The sequence below is a fragment of the Paeniglutamicibacter sp. GQ140 genome (assembly GCF_059759235.1).
The window spans coordinates 123,463-143,673 of sequence record NZ_JCAXDW010000004.1; the positions used below are offsets into that span (position 1 = coordinate 123,463).

Genomic DNA, 20,211 nt, shown 5'->3' on the forward strand with positions numbered 1-20,211 from the left:
CACCTAGCCTACAGTCGCGGGGGCGATGTTTTGGTTGTGGTGGAACAGGTTCGCCGGGTCGTATTGTGCCTTGACGCGGGCCAGACGGTCGTAGTTGTGCAGGTAGGAGGCGCGGATCCGGTCGGTGCCCTCCTCCATCATGAAGTTCACGTAGGCCCCGCCGGCCGTGGTGGGGTGCAGCTCGTCGTAGTAGGACTTGGTCCATGCGGTGATGAGTTCCGCGTTGGCCGCATCGGGGTCGACCCCCACGATCACCCCCGCCCAGCCGCCGTCCCGGTAGGCGAAGGCGGTGGCATCGGCGGGAACCCTGGCGGCTGCCCCGTCGATCGGGTACAGGTGCATGGTCGAGTACCCGGTGGGCAGCGCCGCCCCGTACCTGGCGTGGATCCCGATGGCGGCGTCGGAGATCTCCTTGACGAAGTCCGCGCGCCAGTACCACTGCAGGCCGGCCGGGAAGAGCGGGTCGAAGGTCCGCTGCAGGGCGTCGAACGGCATGGGGGCCAGGCCAACCACCAGCGGGGACCCGAACCCGCGCACCGGGGCCAGCACCTTCTCGGCCATCTCGTGGGCCCCGGTGTAGCACCAGATGATGCCGCAGACCTTCCGGCCCCAGAGCTCCTCGGGGAAGGGCGGGGCCGGCGGGATGGTGAGCAGGCCGAACCAGCCGGAGAGCTCCTCGGGAAGGGCGGGCAGCAGTTCCCGGTACCAGCGCATCACCGCGGGCGTGTCGGCCAGGTCGTAGAACACCGGCCCGCCGATGATCGTCCCGTGCTCGCCGATCTCGTTCATGCGGAAGGTGAAGGAGGTGACGATGCCGAAGTTCCCGCCGCCGCCGCGCAAAGCCCAGAACAGGTCGGCGTTGTGCGCCTCGTCGGCCTTCACCAGCGTTCCGTCGGCCAGCACCACGTCGGCGGCCAGCAGGTTGTCAACGGTCAGCCCATAGCGCCGGGTGAGGTAGCCGATGCCGCCGCCCAGGGCCAGCCCGCCGACCCCGGTGGAGGCGATGAACCCGCTGGGCACCGCCATCCCGAAGGCCACGGTCGCGTGGTCGACATCGCCCCAGACGGCGCCGCCGTCCACCCGCACGGTGCGGGCCGCCGGGTCGACGGTCGTGGAGCGCAGGGCGCCGAGGTCGATGACCAGCGAGCCGTCGGCCACGGACATGCCGGAGGCCTGGTGGCCGCCGCCGCGCACCGCCGGTTCCAGCTGGTTGGTGCGGGCGAAGTTGACGCAGGCGATGATGTCCGCGGTGTCCGCGACCCGGGCAATCGCGGCCGGGCGGTGGTCGACCATCCCGTTGTAGACGGCGCGTGCCGCGTCGTACCCCGGATCCTGCGGCAGGGACAGTGTCCCGCGCAGGGATGCGCGCAGCGGGGCAAAAAGTTCCTGCGCTCCCGTGGCGCTCGTGCTTTGCTCTTCCATGGTCTTGCCTCCCGTGGCGGTGTGGGTTTCGGTGCCGGTGCCCACGCTAGGCGCGCCCCTGTTCGCCAGGCGTTCGCCCCGGGACGGCACCGCCATGCCCAGCAACGCGCGGGTCTCGGCCGCGGGCAACACGCCCAGCTCGCCCTCGAGGACCTCGGCGCAGCGGCGGAAGGCGTGCAGCGCCGCGGGCCGGTCCCCGAGCGCCAGGTGGGCGCGGATCAGCCCCCGGTGCCCGACCTCTTCCAGCGGCTGGATGGTGACCCGCCGCCCTGCCACCTCCAGTGCCGCCTGCCCCTCGCCCGCCGAGCTCAGTGCCGCGGCGGTCGCGTCGCACAGGGAAGTGCATTCCCGCAGGATCCGCTCCCGCGGCTCGGGCACCCAGTCGGAGTAGTTCCCCGGCATCAAATCCCCCCGGTACTGCCGCAGCGCGGCCTGCGCATGTGCCAGGAAACCGGCAGGGTCGTGCGCTTGCGCCGCCAGCAGCGCCGCGGCCCGCTCGGTGGAAAAGACGTGCACGTCCACGCCCAGCCCCGCCCGCGGCACCCAGCCGATGGCGCCGTCGGACGCGCCAAGGACCTCGATGCCGCCCAGCAGCAGGCGCAGGTTGTGCAGTTCGCGGCGCAGGTTGGTCATGGCCTGCGGCTGCGGGGTGTCGGGCCAGAAGGTCCCGGCAAGCACCGCCCGGGGCACCTGGATCCCGGGGTGCAGGACCAGGTAGGCCAGCAGCTCCACTGCCCGCGACCCGCCCGCCGCCAGGTCGGTGCCCCGGCGGGTGAGGCGTTGCTCGCCCAGCAGACTCAGTCGCAGCACTTTTTCCCGCCCCAATTCGGCTTCCGGTCCCCCGCACCGATTCTTCCACCGCGCACCTTTACCGACAATGCCCGGGAGCGAGAAGCCCCGGCGCCGATTGACTAGACTGGATCGGTAATGGACAACGATTCTGTGGCGACGGCCTACACGACGGTGGACGGCGACTTCGTCCGCGAGCTGGAGATCAAGCGCTCGCGCTTCATCACCTACCTGCGCCGGGTCGAATCCGAGGCCGAGGCCCGCGCCCTGGTGGCCGAGCTGCGCAAGAAGCACTTCGACGCGCGCCACCATTGCAGCGCCTTCATCCTGGGCCCCGACCGCACCGCGATGCGCAGCAACGACGACGGCGAGCCCTCGGGCACCGCCGGCATCCCGATGCTCGACGCGCTGGCGAAGCGCGAAACCGCGCCGGGTGTCACCGATCTGTCGGACATCGTTGCGGTGGTGGTGCGCTACTTCGGCGGGATCCTGCTGGGCGCCGGGGGGCTGGTGCGCGCCTACTCGGAGTCGGTCTCCGGCACCCTGGATGCGGCCCCGCTGCTGCGCCGCGAACGCCTGCGGATCCTGGGCGTCGATGCCGACCATGCCGCGGCCGGCAGGCTGGAAAACGACCTGCGCGCCGGCGGCGTCCAGGTCCTGGGCACCGACTACGGGCCGCGGCTCGCCACGCTGAGGCTGGCGCTTAACGACGATCCCGCGGTCCTCGCCGCGTTCCGCGACCGGCTGGCGACCCTGAGCTCCGGGGCCAGCGCCGCAACAAACCTTGGAACCGAATGGGTGGATGTCCGATGAGCCTTGATTTTGGGAAGTTGCGCCGCTGGCCGGACGTGGAGGCGGAAAACCTGCAGGCGGTCGATGCCGCCGACAGGCTGCTGCTTGACGTTGCCGGCGCGGCCGGATGGCCGCCGGAGCCGGGCCGGGTGGCGATCCTGGGCGACCACTACGGTGCGTTGGCGCTCGGCGCCCTGGACGCCGGGGTCCGCGGGCTGCGCGTGCACCAGGATGCCCTCTCCGGCGCCCGCGCCACCGACGCCAACGCCGCCCGCCTGCTGCCCGGGCTGGTAGGCGAATACCGGCAGCTGGGCCTCGGCGGGGAGCTGCTTGCCGGCGCCTCGCTGGTGCTCGTGCAGTTGCCGCGGTCCCTTGACGCCCTGGAGGAGATGCTTGGCTTCGTGGCCGGACACGCCGGGCCGGAGGTGACGGTAATGGCCGCCGGGCGCATCAAGCACATGAGCCTGTCGATGAACGAGGTGCTGGGCCGCTATTTCACGTCGGTCACCGCCTCGCTGGGACGCCAGAAGTCCAGGGTGCTCACCGCCACCGGCCTTCGCCCCGCGGCGCAGCTCCCCGCCCCGCGCTTTCCGCTGCAATCGAGCCACGACCTCGGGCTGCCCGAACCGCTGCAGCTGCGCGCGCACGCGCACACCTTTGGCGGGGCCAAGCTGGATCCGGGGACCCGCTTCCTGCTGGCGCACCTCGAGGTTCCCCGCGACGCCGGCCACGCCGTGGACCTGGGCTGCGGCAACGGGACGATCGCCGCGTTCCTGGCCGTGAGCCACCCGCAATTGAGCGTGCACGCCTCGGACCAGTCGGCATCCGCCGTGGCCTCCACCCGCGCCACGGCCGCCGCCAACGGGGTTGCCGAGCGGATCACCGCGGTGCAGGACGACGCGCTGGCCTCGCTGCCCGCCGCCTCAGAGTCCCTCGTGGTCCTGAACCCGCCGTTCCACATGGGCAACACCGTGCACGCCGGGATCGCCCTGAAGCTGATTGCCGACGCCGGCCGGGTGCTGGCCCCCGGCGGGGAGCTGTGGTGCGTCTGGAATTCGCACCTGGGCTATCGCGGGCAGCTGGAAAAACTGGTCGGCCCCACCCGCCAGGTCGCGCGGAACCCGAAGTTCACCGTGACGGTGTCGACGCGGGCGTAGTCCCCGCGCACCCGGGGCGGCTCAGAGGCCCTCAAAAAGGTCACTGAGCACCGGTTCCCAGGCGGCGCGGGCAGGCCAGGCCATGACCGCGGGTTCCCGGGAGACCACCCGCTCCCAGCGCCGCACGCTCGCGCCCGGTTCGATGAGCACCTCGCGCTGGCTGCGGTGTTCCAGCAGCCCGGCAACGATGCGTGAACGCACCGCGGAGGTGTCGACCTCGATGTCAATGGCATCGTCCGGGACCGGGCGCAGGTGGTATTCCCGGCTCGGGTCCCACGCCTCGCCCCCTGCGCGCCGCCGGGCAGTGTTCCACCGTTCAAAGACCGAGGCGCGGACGGCGCCGTGGACCAGGCGCCGCAGCCCCGGTCCCGGAACCTGCCGGGCACGCAGGAACGCCTCGTCGGTGGCGCGTCCGATGGCGATGTGGTCGCGGTGCCCGGTGATCCCGTCGGGACCGAAGGTCGCCACCACCTGGGGCCGCTCGGCCAGCAGGATTCCCTGCACCCGCCCGACAAGCTCCTCGAAGTCCACCTCCGGGACATGCCCGTCGTCGTAGCCCAGCCATTCGTGGCGCACCGGGATCGTGCCGTGGGCGCGCCACGCGTTGGCGCTCTCCACGCGGCGCCACGCACCAAGGGTTTCGGGGGTGGCGGGCACGCCGGCCGAGATCTGGCCGGCTGCCCCGTCCGTGGCCAGCACCAGCACGAACCGGAACCCGGGGTCGTGTTCGTGCAGGGCAATGGAACCGGCACACCCGTAGGCATCGTCGTCCGGATGGGCGACGATGACCGCGATGGAATGCGGCTCGGTCATGGGCACATTTTAGTCCCGGCGGCCGCCACGTGACAGGGCGCGGACCCGCCCGGGGGCGAATCACGGGCCAGCGGCCCGCGGGGTGCAATACTGCTTCCATGGACGAGCAACTCGAAGGATCAAAAACTGCACTTCTCATCATCAACATGCAAAACGGCGTGATGGAATACTGCGTGCATCCCAAGAAGGTCGTCTCGCGCATCCAGGACCTCCTGATGCGGGCACGCGACACCGGCACGCCGGTCTACTGGGTGCAGGACGAACGTGAATTCGAGCGCCACTCCCCTGCCTGGCGGCTGGTTTCCCCGTTGGAGCCGCTGGACCGGGAGCACCGGATCCACAAAACGTACCGCGACGCCTTCACCGGCACCGGGCTGCACGCCTCGCTGATCGCCGAGGACGTGGGACGACTGGTGGTCTGCGGCGCGCAATCGGATTATTCCCTGCGCACCACGGCCGGGCGCGCGGCTGCCATGGGCTACGACGTCACGGTGGTGCGCGATGCCCACACGACCGGGGCTGCGACCTTCGAGGGCCAGTCGCTGACCGGGGACCAAATCATTGCGCACACCAATGCGTACTTTGCCTCGCTGGACTACCCCAACCAGGAGTTCTCGCTGGAGCGCTCCGAGGAGATCGGCTTCCGTCCCGTGGTGCTGAACGACTGAGGTGCCGGCAGTCGCCGAACCGCCCGGCGCATTGGCTACCCAAGTCACCGGTGCGGGCGGTATGGTGCTAGGAACGTGTCCGCAGGAGAACCAGCCTGAGTTGCCGCCATGGCCATTGACGGACGGCAACGCACCCTTGAGGAGCAAGCCATGTTCAACACCGACGAATCCCCCTCGGCCAACGGCGCCACTCCCGTCCCGGGACGGTATGTGGTCGTCTTCGCCGACCCGCATCCCTCCGCCGGCGACAGGTTGGGCACCCGCGTGCTGCAGGACGAGGCGCCGCGCATGCTGGAACAGGAGGGCTTCTCACTCGAGACGTACTTCCCGCGCCTTGGCGTGGCGGTCGTGGACGGGGACTCCGGGCAGCTCGGGGAATTGCGCGCCCGTTGCGCATCGCGGAGCATGCCGCTGCGCATCGTGCCGGAATTGGTCTACCGGATCCTGTCGAGCCCGCCGGAAGAGCCCGGAACCCCGGCGGGACCGCCATTTGCCGACACCGACGACCTTACCTGGGGCCTGCAGGCGGTCCGCGCCCGGGAGTCCGGATACACCGGCCGCGGCATCCGCGTGGCGGTGCTGGACACCGGTTTCGACGCCGGGCACCCGGATTTCGCCGGACGCGACGTCACCACCATGTCCTTCATCGAAGGCGAGGACTCCCACGACGGCCACGGCCATGGAACCCACTGCATCGGCACCGCCTGCGGTCCGCGCCCGCTGCCGGGCGCCCGCGGCTACGGCGTGGCGCCGGAGGCCTCCATCTTTGCGGGCAAGGTGCTCAGCAACGAGGGGTCGGGTTCCGACACCGGAATCCTCGCCGGCATCGACTGGGCCCTGCAAAACGACTGCCACATCATCTCGATGTCCCTGGGTGCCGACGTGCGGGAGGTGCACCCGCCCTATGTCGCCGCCGGCCACCGGGCCCTCGAGCGCGGAACCCTGATCGTCGCGGCCGCCGGCAACAACGCCCGGCGTTCGGCGGGCAATCCGGGATTCGTCGGCGCACCGGCCAACAGCCCCTATGTCCTGTCCGTCGGCGCGCTGGACGAAAATCTGGACATCGCGGACTTCTCCGCCCGCACCCTGCCGGGCCGGGGCGGCCAGGTAGACGTCTCCGGACCCGGCGTTCGGGTGCATTCCTCGTGGCCGATGCCCAAGCGCTACAACACCATCAGCGGCACGTCGATGGCCACGCCGCACGTCGCCGGCATCGCGGCGCTCCTGTCCGAGGCCACCGGTTTCCGTGGCCGGGAACTCTGGGCGGAACTCGTCCAGGAAGCCGAACGGCTCGAGCAGTTCTCCGTCGACGTCGGTTCCGGACTGGCGCTGGCCCCGCCACCTGCCCAGGTTCCGGCCGAGCCCGCTCCGGCACCGGCCTCCGAACCCGTGCCCGTGCCCGAGGACGATTCGCCGGAAAGCTTTTACGGCCATGGGTGAGCAGCCGGAGGATTCGACGCCGGAGACGATTGGCTACATCGTCACCGTGCAAAGCCAGTACCTGGGCCGGGTGCAGGAAGTCACCGAGATGCTCGAATCGGCCGGTATGCAGGTCGAACGGGTCCTGGGCACCCTGGGCCAGATCATCGGCCGCGCCGAGGAGGCAAAGCGCCCGACGCTGGCCGGGGTGGAAGGCGTGCAATCCGTCGACCGGGCACGGCAGGTTCGAATCCCACCTCCCGACAGCCAGATCCAATAGGCGAACACCGGATCCTGCCACCGGGTCACCGATTCCGGCAGGAAGCGCTGCCGCGTGGATCCGGTTGCTTGACCCAAAAGACGGCGTCCGCGAGTGGCTGTCGAGGGAGGCGCTTTCGCCGGCGCCGGGAGTATTCTTGGAGTAATCGGGCTGGCGCACGAATTACAGAGGCGCATTGGGATGGGCGAAACTTCACAGGACAGTCAACCTCGTCTCTACATGCTCGACGAAAACGGGAATCGCGGCCACCAAGTGCAATTTTCCGGCGCTTCGTTGCTCGTGGGCCGCGAAGCGGGCTCCGACCTGCTATTGGGTAGTCCAGATGTGAGCCGGCGGCATGCCCTGCTGTGGCGCGATGGAAGCCAACTTTATGTGGAGGACTTGGGTTCCACCGCCGGCACCCGGGTAAACGGGACGCCACTGACCGGTCCGCAAGCGCTGCGTGCCGGCGATGTCATCACCTTCGCGTCGACGGGGGTCACGGTTGATGGTGCTCCCGATCCGTCAAATCCCCTAGAAGACAATTCGTCCCGGCGGAATGCTCCGCCCACCGAGACCGGGGCGCACTTTGGGGTTCGGGACCAGCGCGCGGAGTGGATCAACATGATTGGCGGGAACCAATACAACACGCACATTCTTGAGGAACGGCGCAGCCTGCTCCTGGATGTGGCCGCCGCCAAGACGAGGGCCCGCTGGATCTTGTTGTCCGGCTTCCTCATCTCCTTGGCCGGTGCGGCCTTCTTCGCGGCCGGTATCCTTCGCTTCTTCATGGCCATAACCGATGCGGCAAGCAGTGGAGAGGTGCCCGAGAACTTCATCGATCCGTTCGGGGTTGAGATCCTCGGGTTTCCATCCGGACTCATCGGCTGGGCGGTGGCGGGCATTGGGATGGTCCTGATGCTGGTTGGAGGCGTGCTGCACCTTGTGGCCATCGGGCGGCAGAAACGCGTGGATCGCGAGCTGCCGCTTCCTCCGCCGTATTGAATATTTGAGGACACAACATGAGCTTCAACATCAGCAACCAAACCGGCGGCGTGATCAACAACGTCGCAGGCAACCAGCAAATATACGGAGGCCAGCGGGGACAAGCGATCGGCCCCAACACCGTTCGCGAGGCGGTGCAGAAATTGCGCAGTGCCGTCGACGACGCGGGCCTGGACCCCGCCACCTCTGCTGCGGTTTCCGCCGGACTGGGCGAGATCGAATCCGAGGTCCAGGCAAGGGAACCGGACCGCTCCAGGGTCGGGGAAGCCCTGGAGAAAGTCACGGGGCTCCTGACCTCTGCAGGCGCAATTGCTGTCGCGGGACAAGCGCTGATCGGTCCCATCCAGGCGGTTGCGACGTGGGTCGGGAGCTGGGGACCTGCGGTTGCCCACCTGATGCGTTTCTAGGGCCGGAAAACGGGGTGGCCGCGGCGAGCGGGGATGCGGGGACCGCCTGCATTCCGATCCGGTGACCGGGGACCCCTGTCAGTGACGGTTGCCGCGGAAATGCAATGCCAGGCGGTCTGCCAATGCCGGGGAAGGTTCGATTCCCAACTCGTCCAGCACCTGGTGTCGGTACTTCTCATACCGGCGTTGGGCCACCAACGGATTTCCCTCGCACAAATACGTTTCAATCAGCGATTCCTGGGCGGACTCGCGCAGCGGATCGGCCTGGCACACGACCAGGGCGGCGTCCAGGGCCTCAGCGAGTCGGCCGGCCAGCCTGAGTTCGCGGCTCATGCATTCCAAGGCGTGGAGCAATCGCTGTTGTAGCCTTTGGCGTTCCAGATCGATCCAAACGTCGCAGAGTCCGGGCAGGATCTCCTCCGTATCGACGCTTCTGGGCACCCAGGCCAGGTCGCTGGTCCGCGGGTTGCCGGCGATGAGCCTGGTGGCCCAGTCGTCCAGCAACTGGACGTCCACCGTGACTCCGTCTCGGAGGGACAAGAGGTGCTCATCGGAATCGACCAACTCGATGCCGTCGCGGCGGAGCCGCCACAATTCCGCCCTCAGATTGCCCGCGGCCCGATCCGCCCAAACGTCCGGCCACAAGGTACTGGCCACAAAACGGCGATCGTGTCCCCCACGGTTGAATGCAAGATATCCGAGCAGCCGGGAATGGCCGTCCGTCAAGTGCTGCCTCCTCCCGCCTAGGGTGGCGGCAGGTGGCCCGAAGAGGTGAAGCAGAGGACGCACGTCATTCAGGAAGCCAGATTCCAACGCTCGGACCAGCTCCAAAGTCATGGCGTCCCCCAAAGAGAATAAGACTATAGACAACGCCACCATACAAGCCATCCCAACCGCTTACTATTGGTCGAAAGACTACTGACAACAAGCTTCCTTGGTGGTATAAGCGGGTCGCCTTGAGAGCGCCATCACCACGGCCATCCCCCGGGCCCTCGGGAACCGGCAGCCGGCAGCCGGCCCAGTTTCCCCGGGCACTCAAACACACCGCGACGCCGGTCCCGATGAACTCCTCTGATCGGGTAAATGGCCTGCAACCGGCGGGGAACGAACCCATGGGCCCGGACTTCCCGCCCCCGTGAGGAGGGCCCACTGCGCGCACCCCGGCGCATCACCGTGCGGCGAAATGACCTGCCTGCGCGACTGCCCCGGTGGCCGCACACCACAGTAACGGCGCAATAACGCGGCATGGGCTGAACTGGATGCAGCTGCTAGGCGCATGGGCATATGTCGTCTCGATGCGCAGTGGAAAACGGCCGCCCCTGGCGGGCCGTCAAGGTGAAAGGTTGCGAAATGAGCTGGTTTGGGTGGGAAAGCCTGGGCGGGGTCCTGACAAGCGCCCCGAGCGTTTCGTCATGGTCGTCCGGGCGGCTTGACACGTTCGTGCGCGGCACGGACTCGGCGCTGTGGCACAAATGGTTCCAGAACGGCTGGTCCGGCTGGGAATCCCTGGGCGGGGTCCTGACTTCGGACCCGGGAGCCGTCTCCTGGAGCGATGGCCGGATCGATGTTTTTGTCCGCGGCACGGACTCGGCTCTCTGGCACAAATGGTTCCAGAACGGCTGGTCCGGCTGGGAGTCCCTCGGCGGGCTGCTGACCAGCGCGCCCAGCGCCTCCAGCTGGGCCGGCGGCAGGCTGGACGTTTTTGTCCGCGGCACGGACTCGGCTCTCTGGCACAAATGGTTCCAGAACGGCTGGTCCGGCTGGGAATCCCTGGGAGGAACACTCACCAGCGCCCCCGCGGCCGTCTCCTGGAGCAACGGCCGGATCGATGTGTTTGCCGTGGGCACGGATTCGGCCCTTTGGCACAAATGGTTCCAGAACGGCTGGTCGGGCTGGGAATCCCTGGGCGGGACGCTCACCAGCGCCCCCACGGTCTCCAGCTGGGCCCACGGCCGTCTGGATGTTTTTGCCGTGGGCACCGATTCGGCGCTCTGGCACAAATGGTTCCAGAACGGCTGGTCGGGCTGGGAATCCCTGGGCGGGACGCTCACCAGTGCACCGGGTGCCGTGGCCTGGGGACCGAACCGGATCGACGTATTCGGCGCGGGAACCGACAGCGCCATGTGGCACCGGTGGTGGGCAGTTCGGCAAACGGTAAGGCTGCATGCCAAGGTCTTGACGGCGCCCAGCGTGCCGGTGGCCACGGCCGTGCAGCGCATGCGCGATGTCTATGCCACCGCCGGCATCGGGGTGGAACTGGTTTCCACGGAGAACCTGACCCTGCCGCCACTGAACGACATTGACGTCGGGAGCTGCGTCAGCGGGACGACGACGGCCGAGCAAAACCAGCTTTTCGCCAACCGCAACAACGTCGGAGCCAACGACGTCGTGGTGTACTTCGTCCGATCCACGGTGCCTCCCTTCAACGGCTGTGCCGCACATCCCGCGGGACGCCCCGGTGCGGTCGTCGCCCAGGGCGCGACGCAGTGGACGCTCGGGCACGAGGTGGGCCACGTGCTGAATCTCCGGCACGTCAACGACAACAACCGCCTCATGACGGGCAACGGCACCGGCAACATCACCAATCCCCCGCCCGATCTGGTCAGCACCGAGGTTTCGACCATGATCGGCAGCCCGCTCACACAGGACATTTAGGAGGACATCATGGGCGTGTCAATGAAGGAAGTGCTCGAGGTCCTCGAGCCCGACGAACCGAGCTATCCCAAGGCCGCGGCATTGGGGCCGGAAAGCCTGCCCCACCTGCGAACGCTGGTGGGGGGAAACGACCCGATGCTGGCGGCAAAGGCAGCCTATGCCGCAAGCCTCCTCGAGGGAGGTGCGGGACGCGACGTGGTCGCCGCGGCAGCACATAGCGACACGGCGAGCGTACGGGTCGCCGCCGCCGCGGCGGCCGGAAACCTGCCGACGGACTCCGCCGCGCCGGTCCTCATGGACCTGGTGGACGACAATGACGCGGGGGTGCGGAAGGTGGCGCTGTCGGCGGTGCCCCAGGATGCCCCGCGCCAGCTGACCGAGAAGGCTGCCGCCCGCTCCAGCGAGGAGGCCGGGGGCGGGCCGAACGCCGCACCGCGGGATTTGGGGCTTGGCGGCGGCTCAATGCCCGGCGAGCACCATGACGCACCGGCAGCAGGGGCGCCGGCACCGGGGCTGATGCCCGGCGAGAAGCCCGGGCCACCGGCCAACGGCGAACAGGGCCAGGGCCTGATGCCCGGCGAGACCGGATAAGGACCTTCCGCCCCCACGGGCGAGAGAACCGGGCCGCCGCACCATTCCGGCGGTCCGACGGAACCGAAGCAAAGGAGACCTCCGATGGGCGGAAAGATTGAAAGGCCGGCCTGCACCGTCAAGCCACGGACCCCCCGGACCTTGCCGCCCGGATTGCCCGAAGAGCGCTCACGCCTCATACGGCTCTTTGCCACCGCATGGGTCAACGGCACGGTGTTGCATTACTGGTTCCTGAACGGCCCCGCCGCCCAGCTTCAGGCCGTCAGGGATTCCTTCACCGAATGGAAGTCGCTGGCCATCGGCCTGGAGTTCGTCGAGGTGCCCGACAGCGGCGAGGCCGAGATCCGCATCGGCTTCGACCAGGCCGATGGCTCATGGTCGTATGTCGGCCGCGATGTCCTGGGAATCCCCACCACGCAGGCGACCATGAATTTCGGCTGGGACCTGACGACCGAGTATGGACGCACCACCGCGTTGCACGAAATCGGGCACACCCTGGGCATGCCCCATGAGCACCAGAACCCCTTTGCGGGGATCGTCTGGGACGAGCAGAAGGTTTATGACTACTTCACCGGCGCCCCAAACAACTGGACCCGGCAACAGGCCTTTTCAAACGTCCTGCGCAAGATCGACTCCAACGATGTTGAGGGATCCAATTGGGACCCCGATTCGGTGATGGAGTACTGGTTCCCGGCAGGGTTGATCGTCGAGCCTGCCAAGTACAAGAACGGGCTCGAACCGCCCGGCGGGCTCTCGGCCGCCGACAAGGAGTGGGCGCTGCGCTTCTACCCGACGCTCAAGACAACCGTTCCGGCGCTGAATCCCTTCGTTTCGGTTCCGCTGTCCCTTGGCCCCGGTGACCAGGCGGATTTCAGCATCGTGCCGGGCGAGACCCGGCGGTACGAATTGGGAACCTTTGGCACGGCCGACACCGTCCTGGTCCTGTTCGAGGAGGTCGACGGGCAGCTGCGCCAGCTGGCTGCCGACGACGACAGCGGCACCAATCTCAACTCGAAGATCGAGGTCAAGCTCTTCAAGGACAGAAAGTACGTGGCACGCGTCCGGCTTTACTGGGCGGGGGCTTCGGGGCAAAGCGCGATCATGCTCTGGTAGTCGACAGACCGGTGCAGGGGCCAACCGCCACCTAGGCGGGCGTACAAAAGGACCACCCGTTCCATTGCTGGAACGGGTGGTCCTTTTCGCGTTACTTCAGGTGGATCGGTGATCCATCAAAAGTGTGTGGCTTAGGCGCCGGCAAGCTTCTCGCGCAGTGCTGCGAGGGCCTCGTCGGATGCCAGGGTGCCTGCCTCGGTTGCCGGAGCATCCGAGGAGTAGCTGCTGGAAGCGGACTCGGCCGGAGCCGATTCTGCTGCAGCGTCGTCGGCAAGGTGCTGTGCAACCTGCTTCTTGTGGGCTTCCCAGCGGGTCTGGGCGTCAGCGTACTGCTGCTCCCAAGCCGAACGCTGGGTCTCGAAGCCTTCGAGCCACTCGTTGGTCTCCGGGTCGAAGCCCTCCGGGTACTTGTAGTTGCCCTCTTCGTCGTACTCTGCGGCCATGCCGTAGAGTGCCGGATCGAATTCGGTGCCTTCGGGATCGACGCCCTCGTTGGCCTGCTTGAGGGACAGCGAGATGCGGCGACGCTCGAGGTCGATGTCGATGACCTTGACGAACAGCTCGTCGCCAACGGAGACGACCTGCTCTGCAAGCTCCACGTGGCGCACGGCCAGCTCGGAGATGTGCACGAGGCCTTCGATTCCGTCTTCGACGCGCACGAATGCACCGAACGGAACAAGCTTGGTGACCTTACCCGGAACAACCTGCCCGAGGGCGTGGGTGCGGGCGAAGGTCTGCCACGGATCTTCCTGGGTGGCCTTGAGCGAGAGCGAAACACGCTCGCGGTCCAGGTCGACCTCGAGAACCTCGACGGTGACTTCCTGGCCAACTTCGACAACCTCGGACGGGTGGTCGATGTGCTTCCAGGACAGCTCGGAAACGTGGACGAGGCCGTCTACGCCGCCAAGGTCCACGAATGCACCGAAGTTGACGATGGAGGAAACGACGCCGGGACGAACCTGGCCCTTTTCCAGCTTGTTGAGGAACGTGGAGCGCACCTCGGACTGGGTCTGCTCGAGCCATGCACGGCGGGACAGCACAACGTTGTTGCGGTTCTTGTCCAGCTCGATGATCTTGGCTTCGATTTCCTGGCCGATGTACGGAGCCAGATCGCGCACACGGCGCATTTCGACAAGCGATGCCGGCAGGAAGCCGCGCAGGCCGATGTCGAGGATAAGGCCGCCCTTGACCACCTCGATGACGGTGCCGGTGACGACGCCGTCCTCTTCCTTGATCTTCTCGATGTCGCCCCAGGCACGCTCGTACTGAGCGCGCTTCTTGGACAGGATCAAACGACCTTCCTTGTCCTCCTTGGTAAGGACGAGGGCCTCGACGTTGTCGCCGACGGCGACAACGTCGCCCGGGTCAACATCGTGCTTGATGGAAAGTTCGCGGGAAGGGATGACACCTTCGGTCTTGTAACCGATGTCGAGCAGAACTTCGTCGCGGTCAACCTTGACGACGATGCCTTCGACGAGGTCGCCATCGTTGAAGTACTTGATGGTGGCGTCGACGGCAGCGAGGAAGTCTTCAGCAGAGCCAATGTCGTTGATTGCAACGACCGGGGCACTGGTCTTCTCGTTGGAGGTGATGGTCATGTAGTAGGGACTCCGATGTGGATAGTCTGTGTGAGTCGGTCAGCCGGAAGCCCCGGCATATTCCGAATTTAGATTGGGTGCGGGCACGGCAATAGCCGAAACACGCCCCCTTAGTCTATTCCTCCATGCCCGCAGGGTCAAAACGGGAACCGCCTCGGTTGTCAAGCCGGGCCGGGGTCCTCGGCAGGCCTAGAAATCGGCCTGGCAATACGGAACGGTGGCGGTGGCGAAGAGGGAGTCGAGGATCCGCACGGCCCCGGGGTCGTGGACCTCAAGCACGCCGGCCTCCGCCAGGTGCGCGGCACTGAAGCCGCCGAGATACAGCGAGCCGAGATCGCGGACATCGAGGCCCGCCGCGGGTTCGACGCCCTCCGGGGCCCGGCGCACGCTGGCCGCGGAATCCTCGACCGCCAGCTCCCAGGTTCCCTCCGCCATGCCCAGCGAGTCGCGGATGCGCAGCACGATCCTCCCGTCGCCGGCGTAGGTGCGCGCGGTCAGCGCCGTTTCAAGGTCCAGGATGCGCAGCCACAGGTGGTCGCCGAGTGCGGTTGCCTTGTACGCCCTGGCGTTCTCCAGCGCGGTGGGCAGCACGTCGTCCACCGGGCCGCGGCCGGTGATCTTCTCCACCAGGTCGTGGGCGCCCAGGTAGGCGATCAGCTCGCGCCGCGCGGCACCGCCCACCGTGCACATCTGGCCGATCTCCATGGTGGGCGGCTCCACCTTCCACCCGGAAAACAGGTAGCTCATGAATCCGTCGGGCTTGCCCTGCGCATCCAGGTGCAGGGCGGCGCGCAGGTTGGGCACCGGCTTGAGCGAGTCGTAGTCAGCCCATTCGCCCGCGGCCTGTCCCACGTCGAACCGGGTGGCGCTGATGGAACCGAGCGTGCGGGCATGCGCCGCGGCAAAGATCGCGGGGGCATATTTCTTCAGCTCGGCCGGTGCAACGGCGACGACGCTTCCCTCGGCGCGGCCGCGCAGGGGCACGCCCTGGTCGGTCTTGAGCTTGAACCGGGCCCGCTGCGTGGCCCGGCCGAACCCGAAACGTCCGTAGATGGTGGCCTCCGAGGCCGTCAATGCGGCGAACACGGCACCTGACTCGCGGGCCCTTTCGAGGTCAGGGGTGATCATCCGGCGCAGCAGGCCGCGGCGGCGGTGCGTGGGGCTGACGGTGACCGAGGTGATCTGGTGCACCGGCATCAGGTTTCCGCCGCCGATATTCAGCGTTCCGGGGAAGGCCGCGTAGGTGGCGACGGGGGCATCGGCGTGCAGGGAGGGCTGCACGGCCGCCTCGTCGTAGACGGCGGTGAACACCGTGTTGTCCGAGATTTCCAGCCCCGCCAGCACCCCCAGGTCGTCGGCGTCCAGCTGCGATTCGTGGAATCCGCGGCTGACGGCCCTCAGGAAGTCGAGGGTTGCGGCGGCCGGGACTCCGTCGATGAGCTCGGGTTCGAATCGTTCAACGCGGATCGCGGAGTTGTCGCTCATGCTCGTGGGCTGCCTTCCGGGGTTGGGGGGGGGACGTGGTGGCGGATCGTTCCTAGAAGCCGTTGATGGCGTGTGGCACGCCGGGCAGGTCCAGCAGGGCGGCAAGCGTGGCCGCCGGGGCGGCCCCGGAGGTTTCCAGCACTCCGGCGGAGACCAGGTCCCCGACCCCGCAGGCGCCCAGCAGCAGCGGACCCAGGGCGGGTGCGCCGCAGCAGAGGTCGGCCGGCGCGTCGCCGGCCACCGGCGTGACGGTTGCCCGGCCGTCGCGGATCTCGAACGCGTAGCTGCCGGCGACCAGGGACTGCGGGTCGGAAACGCGCAGCGTGAAGTTCCCCGATCCGCGGTACTCCCGGGCGGCGAAGGCCGCGGGGACATCGAGCACGCGCACCCACAGGCCGTGCTGGCGCCCGCTGTAGCTGATCCTCGCGGGGTCTTCCAGCGCCCAGCCCAGCGGGTCGTTTGCCGCGGCGTAGGGGTGGCTGACCCGCTCGATGAGGTCGATGCGGGACAGGAAGCGGAACAGCTCGCGCCGGGCAGGATCGCCGGTGGCCACGAGGTCGCGGACGTTGAGTGTGAGGGGCTTGGCGTCCCAGCCGTCGAAGGCGTAGGTCACGTAGCCCTGGATCTCCCCCGCGTCGTCCCGGTACACGGCGGCGCGCAGCTTCGGATCGGGGTCCGGGCCCTCTTGGCCCCAGCGCCCGGTGGCGTGGCGGAGGTAGGCCTCCTGGCGGCCGACCGAGCCGCGGCGGGAAGCGTGGAAGGCCTCGAACACGCGGGGCGCGATTCCCGCCAGTGCCGACGGGGCGACCTGGACCACCGAACCGACGGGGGCAGCGTGGAAGCCCACCTCCCCGCGGACGTCCAGGTGCAGGGTCTGCTGCTCGGTGACCCGGCCGAAGCCGAACCGGCCGTAGATCGTCGCCTCGGACGCGGTCAGTGCCGCGACGGGGAATCCCGCGGCCTTGGCCCGGGCAAGGTCCCCGGTCATCAGCTCGCGCAGGATGCCGCGGCGCCGGTGCGTGGGGCGCACCGTGACCAGGGTGACCAGGTGCGCGGGAACCAGGCCCGCCCCGATGTTCAGCGTCTTGGCGAAGCTGGCGTAGGTGGCCACCGGCAGCAGCGGGTCCACCAGGTCGGCGGGCAGGGAGTCGTCGTAGACCCCGGTGAGCACCCGCGCATCGATCTCGTGGGCTTGCAGCATTTGCTCCAGCTGGTCCGCCGTGGCGGGCTGCTGGTGGAACCCCTCCCAGCCGGTGTTCAGCCAGGCGGCATACCCGCCGGACGCGGCGCCGGTGTCGGCGTCGCGTGCCAGCGGGACCTCCTCGATGCGCAGCGGCCGGTCGAACATTAGTGCCCGGCGTCCTGCCAGGACGTGCCGATGCCCACGTGCACGTCGAGGGGCACCTTGAGCTCGGCGGCGGCGCCCATCTTCTCCCGCACGATCCTTTCCACGGTTTCCAGCTCGCCGGCGGCGACCTCGAGGACGAGTTCGTCATGGACCTGCAACAGCATGCGGGACTTCAGGCCGGCCTCGGCCAGGCCCTCCTCGACCCCGAGCATCGCGCGCTTGATGATGTCCGCGGCCGAGCCCTGGATCGGGGCGTTCAGCGCGGCGCGCTCGGCGATGTCGCGCAGCTGGCGGTTGTCGCTGGCAAGCTCCGGCAGGTAGCGGCGGCGCCCAAAGATGGTCTCGGTGTAGCCGTCCTTGCGTGCCTGGTCCACCACGGCGCGCAGGTAGTCGCGCACCGCCCCGAAGCGGGCGAAGTAGTCCTTCATCAGCGTGCGGGCCTCGTCGACGGAGATCTTCAGCTGCTTGGACAGCCCGAAGGAGCTCAGCCCGTAGGCCAGGCCGTAGCTCATGGCCTTGACCTTGGAGCGCATCTCGGAGGTGACCTCCGCCGGCTCGACGCCAAAGACGTGGGAGCCGACGAAGCGGTGCAGGTCCTCGCCGTCCTGGTAGGCCTGGATCAGGCCCTCGTCCTCGGAGAGGTGCGCCATGATGCGCATTTCGATCTGCGAGTAGTCGGCGGTCAGCAGGGTCTCGTAGCCCTCGCCGACGACGAAGACCTCGCGGATGCGCCTGCCTTCCTCGGAGCGCACCGGGATGTTCTGCAGGTTCGGGTTCAGCGAGGACAGCCGCCCGGTGGCGGCGACGGTCTGCGCGTAGGTGGTGTGGATGCGGCCGTCGGAGGCCACGGCCTTGCGCAGGCCCTCGACGGTCTGGCGCAGCTTGGTGGCGTCGCGGTAGGCCATCAGCGCCACCAGGAACGGGTGCCCGGTCTTGACCAGCAGGTCCTGCAGGGACTCGGCGTCGGTGGTGAAGCCGGTCTTGATCTTCTTGGTCTTGGGCAGGTCGAGTTCCTCGAAGAGCACCACCTGCAGCTGCTTGGGGCTGGAGAGGTTGACCTCGTGGCCGATGGCCGCATAGGCCTCTTCGGTGGCCTGGTTGATGGTCGCGGTGAAGTCTTCGTAGAGGCCGTCGAGCTTGGCGGAGTCGATGCAGATGCCAGCCATTTCCATGCGGGCCAGGACCAGCGAGAGCGGCATTTCCAGGTCCTTGAGCAGGTTCTCTCCCCCGCGCTCGACCAGCATGCCCGCCAAATGCAGGCTCAGGGAGCGCACCACGTGGGCGGCGCGGACCGCCGGGGTTGCCAGGTCCGGGCCCTCGAAGTCCAGGGCCAACTGGCCATTGGCCTGCGCCTTGGAATCATCCAGCGCGATCCGCAGGTGCTGCTGGGCGATGTCGGGCAACTCGTGGCTGCGGCGGTCCGGCTGGATCAGGTATGCGGTGATCATGGTGTCGTCCACGACCCCGGCCAGCTCCAGCCCCCGGTTCTTCAGCAGCTTGTAGGTGCCCTTGAAGTCATGCACCGCCTTGGAATGGCTCACCGAGGAGAGCACCTTGGCCAGTGCACCCTCGGTTTCCCCGTCGATTTCCTCGAGCGAGACGAACGCGGTGGCATCGTTCGAGGCGAACGCCAGCCCCGCCACGTCGGTGCCGCCGACGGTGGACGCGTGCAGGCCCAGCAGCTGCCCGCCGTGGGCGGCGAACCACGCCTCGAGTGCGGCGGCATCGCCGAGCAGCTCGTGGGCGGGGATCTCCGCCTCCTCGGCGGCGTCCTGCGGATCGTCGCCAAAGAGGTCGAAGAGGCGCTTGCGCAGGGTGTTGAACTGCAGTGCGTCGAACAGCTCCTCGATGGCCTCGCGGTTCGGGCGGTCCAGGACCATCGCCTCGAAGGCCACCGGCAGCTCAAGGTCGCGCAGCAGGTGGTTCAGGCGGCGGTTGCGGGTGACGTTGTCCACATGCTCGCGCAGCGAGTCGCCGACCTTGCCCTTGATGGCATCGATGTTTTCCAGGATGCCCGGCAGGCCACCATAGAGGTTGATCCACTTGGCCGCGGTCTTCGGGCCGACCCCGGGAACACCCGGGAGGTTGTCGGCGGTCTCGCCGACCAGCGCCGCAAGGTCCGAGTATTGTTCGGGTCGCACGAAGTACTTGGCCTCGACCGCGTCGCCGTCCATGGGCGGAATGTCGGAGATGCCCTTCTTGGGGTAGAGCACCAGGGTCTTCTCGGTGATCATCTGGAAGGCGTCGCGGTCCCCGGAGACCACCAGGACCTCGAAGCCCGCCGCCTCGCCCTTGGCGGCCAGGGTGGCGAGGATGTCGTCGGCCTCGTAGCCGTCCATGGAAATGGACGGGATGTTCATGGCTTCCATGACCTTGCGGATCAGGTCGATCTGGCCGTGGAATTCCTCGGGTGTCTTGTTGCGCCCGCCCTTGTACTCGGTGTATTCCAGTGAGCGGAACGTGGGGGTGTCAAGGTCGAAGGCAACCGCCACGTGGGTGGGCTTCTGCTGCCGAATCATGGTCAGCAGCATCGACACGAATCCGTGCACGGCGTTGGTGTACTGGCCGGTGTCGGTTGAAAAGTTTTCCGCCGGCAAGGCGTAGAAGGCACGGAAGGCCATGGAGTGCCCGTCAATGACGAGCAGGCGCTGGGGATCGGTTGCCACAAGTTTGGTTGATTCGCTCACAGG

17 protein-coding genes are annotated in these 20,211 nt (G+C 67.9%); 10 read left to right on the plus strand and 7 right to left on the minus strand.

Going from position 1 to position 20,211, the window contains the following annotated elements:
- Window positions 1–3 precede the first annotated feature (3 nt).
- Window positions 4–2,232: an FAD-binding protein gene (locus AC6CHY_RS07270; protein ID WP_498226311.1), complete on the minus strand. Its 2,229-nt coding sequence runs from the start codon at window positions 2,230–2,232 to the stop codon at window positions 4–6.
- A 117-nt stretch (window positions 2,233–2,349) separates the two neighbouring features.
- Between AC6CHY_RS07270 and AC6CHY_RS07275 the strand changes: the two genes are divergently transcribed.
- Both AC6CHY_RS07275 and AC6CHY_RS07280 read left to right on the plus strand, forming a co-directional pair.
- Entirely contained in the window at window positions 2,350–3,024 is a 675-nt protein-coding gene (locus AC6CHY_RS07275; protein ID WP_217387723.1) for an IMPACT family protein, read from the plus strand.
- Window positions 3,021–4,160 carry a class I SAM-dependent methyltransferase gene (locus AC6CHY_RS07280; protein WP_498226313.1) on the plus strand — a complete coding sequence of 380 codons (1,140 nt, stop codon included), beginning with the start codon at window positions 3,021–3,023 and terminating at the stop codon, window positions 4,158–4,160. Before AC6CHY_RS07275 ends, AC6CHY_RS07280 begins: the two co-directional genes overlap by 4 nt.
- Window positions 4,161–4,181: 21 nt before the next feature.
- Here the strand turns inward: AC6CHY_RS07280 and AC6CHY_RS07285 are convergent, their stop codons facing one another.
- Complete coding sequence (locus AC6CHY_RS07285; RefSeq protein ID WP_217387721.1) at window positions 4,182–4,973, minus strand: PIG-L deacetylase family protein; 792 nt, start codon at window positions 4,971–4,973, stop codon at window positions 4,182–4,184.
- Between the two features lie 98 nt (window positions 4,974–5,071).
- Between AC6CHY_RS07285 and AC6CHY_RS07290 the strand changes: the two genes are divergently transcribed.
- The 5 genes from AC6CHY_RS07290 to AC6CHY_RS07310 all read left to right on the plus strand — a co-directional run bounded on the left by AC6CHY_RS07290 (window position 5,072) and on the right by AC6CHY_RS07310 (window position 8,731).
- Window positions 5,072–5,641 (plus strand): isochorismatase family protein, encoded by a 570-nt coding sequence (locus tag AC6CHY_RS07290; protein WP_498226315.1) that lies wholly within the window; start codon window positions 5,072–5,074, stop codon window positions 5,639–5,641.
- A 108-nt stretch (window positions 5,642–5,749) separates the two neighbouring features.
- Entirely contained in the window at window positions 5,750–7,081 is a 1,332-nt protein-coding gene (locus tag AC6CHY_RS07295; protein WP_498226317.1) for a S8 family serine peptidase, read from the plus strand.
- Complete coding sequence (locus AC6CHY_RS07300) at window positions 7,074–7,340, plus strand: hypothetical protein (RefSeq protein WP_498226319.1); 267 nt, start codon at window positions 7,074–7,076, stop codon at window positions 7,338–7,340. Before AC6CHY_RS07295 ends, AC6CHY_RS07300 begins: the two co-directional genes overlap by 8 nt.
- A 180-nt stretch (window positions 7,341–7,520) precedes the next feature.
- Window positions 7,521–8,324, plus strand: coding sequence for an FHA domain-containing protein (locus AC6CHY_RS07305; RefSeq protein ID WP_498226321.1), 804 nt, complete (start codon window positions 7,521–7,523; stop codon window positions 8,322–8,324).
- Between the two features lie 17 nt (window positions 8,325–8,341).
- The gene (locus AC6CHY_RS07310) at window positions 8,342–8,731 is read left to right on the plus strand and encodes a hypothetical protein (protein ID WP_498226323.1); all 390 of its coding nucleotides are present in this window, start codon (window positions 8,342–8,344) and stop codon (window positions 8,729–8,731) included.
- A 78-nt stretch (window positions 8,732–8,809) separates the two neighbouring features.
- Here AC6CHY_RS07310 and AC6CHY_RS07315 read toward each other — a convergent pair whose 3' ends face one another.
- Window positions 8,810–9,271, minus strand: coding sequence for an AfsR/SARP family transcriptional regulator (locus AC6CHY_RS07315; RefSeq protein ID WP_217387716.1), 462 nt, complete (start codon window positions 9,269–9,271; stop codon window positions 8,810–8,812).
- Window positions 9,272–10,015: 744 nt separating this feature from the next.
- Here AC6CHY_RS07315 and AC6CHY_RS07320 point away from each other — a divergent pair.
- From AC6CHY_RS07320 to AC6CHY_RS07330, 3 genes are all read left to right on the plus strand, one after another.
- On the plus strand, window positions 10,016–11,386 hold the full coding sequence (locus AC6CHY_RS07320; protein WP_472857760.1) for a PLL family lectin: 1,371 nt from the start codon (window positions 10,016–10,018) through the stop codon (window positions 11,384–11,386).
- A 9-nt stretch (window positions 11,387–11,395) separates the two neighbouring features.
- Entirely contained in the window at window positions 11,396–11,977 is a 582-nt protein-coding gene (locus AC6CHY_RS07325; protein ID WP_217387714.1) for a hypothetical protein, read from the plus strand.
- A gap of 84 nt (window positions 11,978–12,061) precedes the next feature.
- Window positions 12,062–13,090 carry a M12 family metallopeptidase gene (locus AC6CHY_RS07330; RefSeq protein ID WP_498226326.1) on the plus strand — a complete coding sequence of 343 codons (1,029 nt, stop codon included), beginning with the start codon at window positions 12,062–12,064 and terminating at the stop codon, window positions 13,088–13,090.
- 131 nt (window positions 13,091–13,221) lie between these two features.
- Here AC6CHY_RS07330 and rpsA read toward each other — a convergent pair whose 3' ends face one another.
- From rpsA to polA, 4 genes are all read right to left on the minus strand, one after another.
- The gene (rpsA, locus tag AC6CHY_RS07335; protein WP_217387712.1) at window positions 13,222–14,688 is read right to left on the minus strand and encodes a 30S ribosomal protein S1; all 1,467 of its coding nucleotides are present in this window, start codon (window positions 14,686–14,688) and stop codon (window positions 13,222–13,224) included.
- A gap of 189 nt (window positions 14,689–14,877) precedes the next feature.
- Window positions 14,878–16,173, minus strand: coding sequence for a GNAT family N-acetyltransferase (locus AC6CHY_RS07340; RefSeq protein WP_498226328.1), 1,296 nt, complete (start codon window positions 16,171–16,173; stop codon window positions 14,878–14,880).
- Between the two features lie 52 nt (window positions 16,174–16,225).
- A complete protein-coding gene (locus tag AC6CHY_RS07345) occupies window positions 16,226–17,521 on the minus strand; it encodes a GNAT family N-acetyltransferase (protein ID WP_498226330.1) in 1,296 nt (431 codons plus the stop codon).
- Complete coding sequence (gene polA / locus AC6CHY_RS07350; protein WP_498226481.1) at window positions 17,521–20,142, minus strand: DNA polymerase I; 2,622 nt, start codon at window positions 20,140–20,142, stop codon at window positions 17,521–17,523. Before polA ends, AC6CHY_RS07345 begins: the two co-directional genes overlap by 1 nt.
- Window positions 20,143–20,211: the final 69 nt, after the last annotated feature.

Coding starts and splice junctions, on each gene's coding strand:
- AC6CHY_RS07275 (WP_217387723.1), top strand. CDS start 2,350: ATGGACAACGATTCTGTGGCGACGGCCTACACGACGGTGGACGGCGAC.
- AC6CHY_RS07305 (WP_498226321.1), top strand. CDS start 7,521: ATGGGCGAAACTTCACAGGACAGTCAACCTCGTCTCTACATGCTCGAC.
- AC6CHY_RS07290 (WP_498226315.1), top strand. CDS start 5,072: ATGGACGAGCAACTCGAAGGATCAAAAACTGCACTTCTCATCATCAAC.
- AC6CHY_RS07330 (WP_498226326.1), top strand. CDS start 12,062: ATGGGCGGAAAGATTGAAAGGCCGGCCTGCACCGTCAAGCCACGGACC.
- AC6CHY_RS07320 (WP_472857760.1), top strand. CDS start 10,016: ATGTCGTCTCGATGCGCAGTGGAAAACGGCCGCCCCTGGCGGGCCGTC.
- AC6CHY_RS07295 (WP_498226317.1), top strand. CDS start 5,750: ATGGCCATTGACGGACGGCAACGCACCCTTGAGGAGCAAGCCATGTTC.
- AC6CHY_RS07345 (WP_498226330.1), bottom strand. CDS start 17,521: ATGTTCGACCGGCCGCTGCGCATCGAGGAGGTCCCGCTGGCACGCGAC.
- AC6CHY_RS07300 (WP_498226319.1), top strand. CDS start 7,074: ATGGGTGAGCAGCCGGAGGATTCGACGCCGGAGACGATTGGCTACATC.
- polA (WP_498226481.1), bottom strand. CDS start 20,142: ATGGCCTTCCGTGCCTTCTACGCCTTGCCGGCGGAAAACTTTTCAACC.
- AC6CHY_RS07280 (WP_498226313.1), top strand. CDS start 3,021: ATGAGCCTTGATTTTGGGAAGTTGCGCCGCTGGCCGGACGTGGAGGCG.
- AC6CHY_RS07285 (WP_217387721.1), bottom strand. CDS start 4,973: ATGACCGAGCCGCATTCCATCGCGGTCATCGTCGCCCATCCGGACGAC.
- rpsA (WP_217387712.1), bottom strand. CDS start 14,688: ATGACCATCACCTCCAACGAGAAGACCAGTGCCCCGGTCGTTGCAATC.
- AC6CHY_RS07340 (WP_498226328.1), bottom strand. CDS start 16,173: ATGAGCGACAACTCCGCGATCCGCGTTGAACGATTCGAACCCGAGCTC.
- AC6CHY_RS07325 (WP_217387714.1), top strand. CDS start 11,396: ATGGGCGTGTCAATGAAGGAAGTGCTCGAGGTCCTCGAGCCCGACGAA.
- AC6CHY_RS07310 (WP_498226323.1), top strand. CDS start 8,342: ATGAGCTTCAACATCAGCAACCAAACCGGCGGCGTGATCAACAACGTC.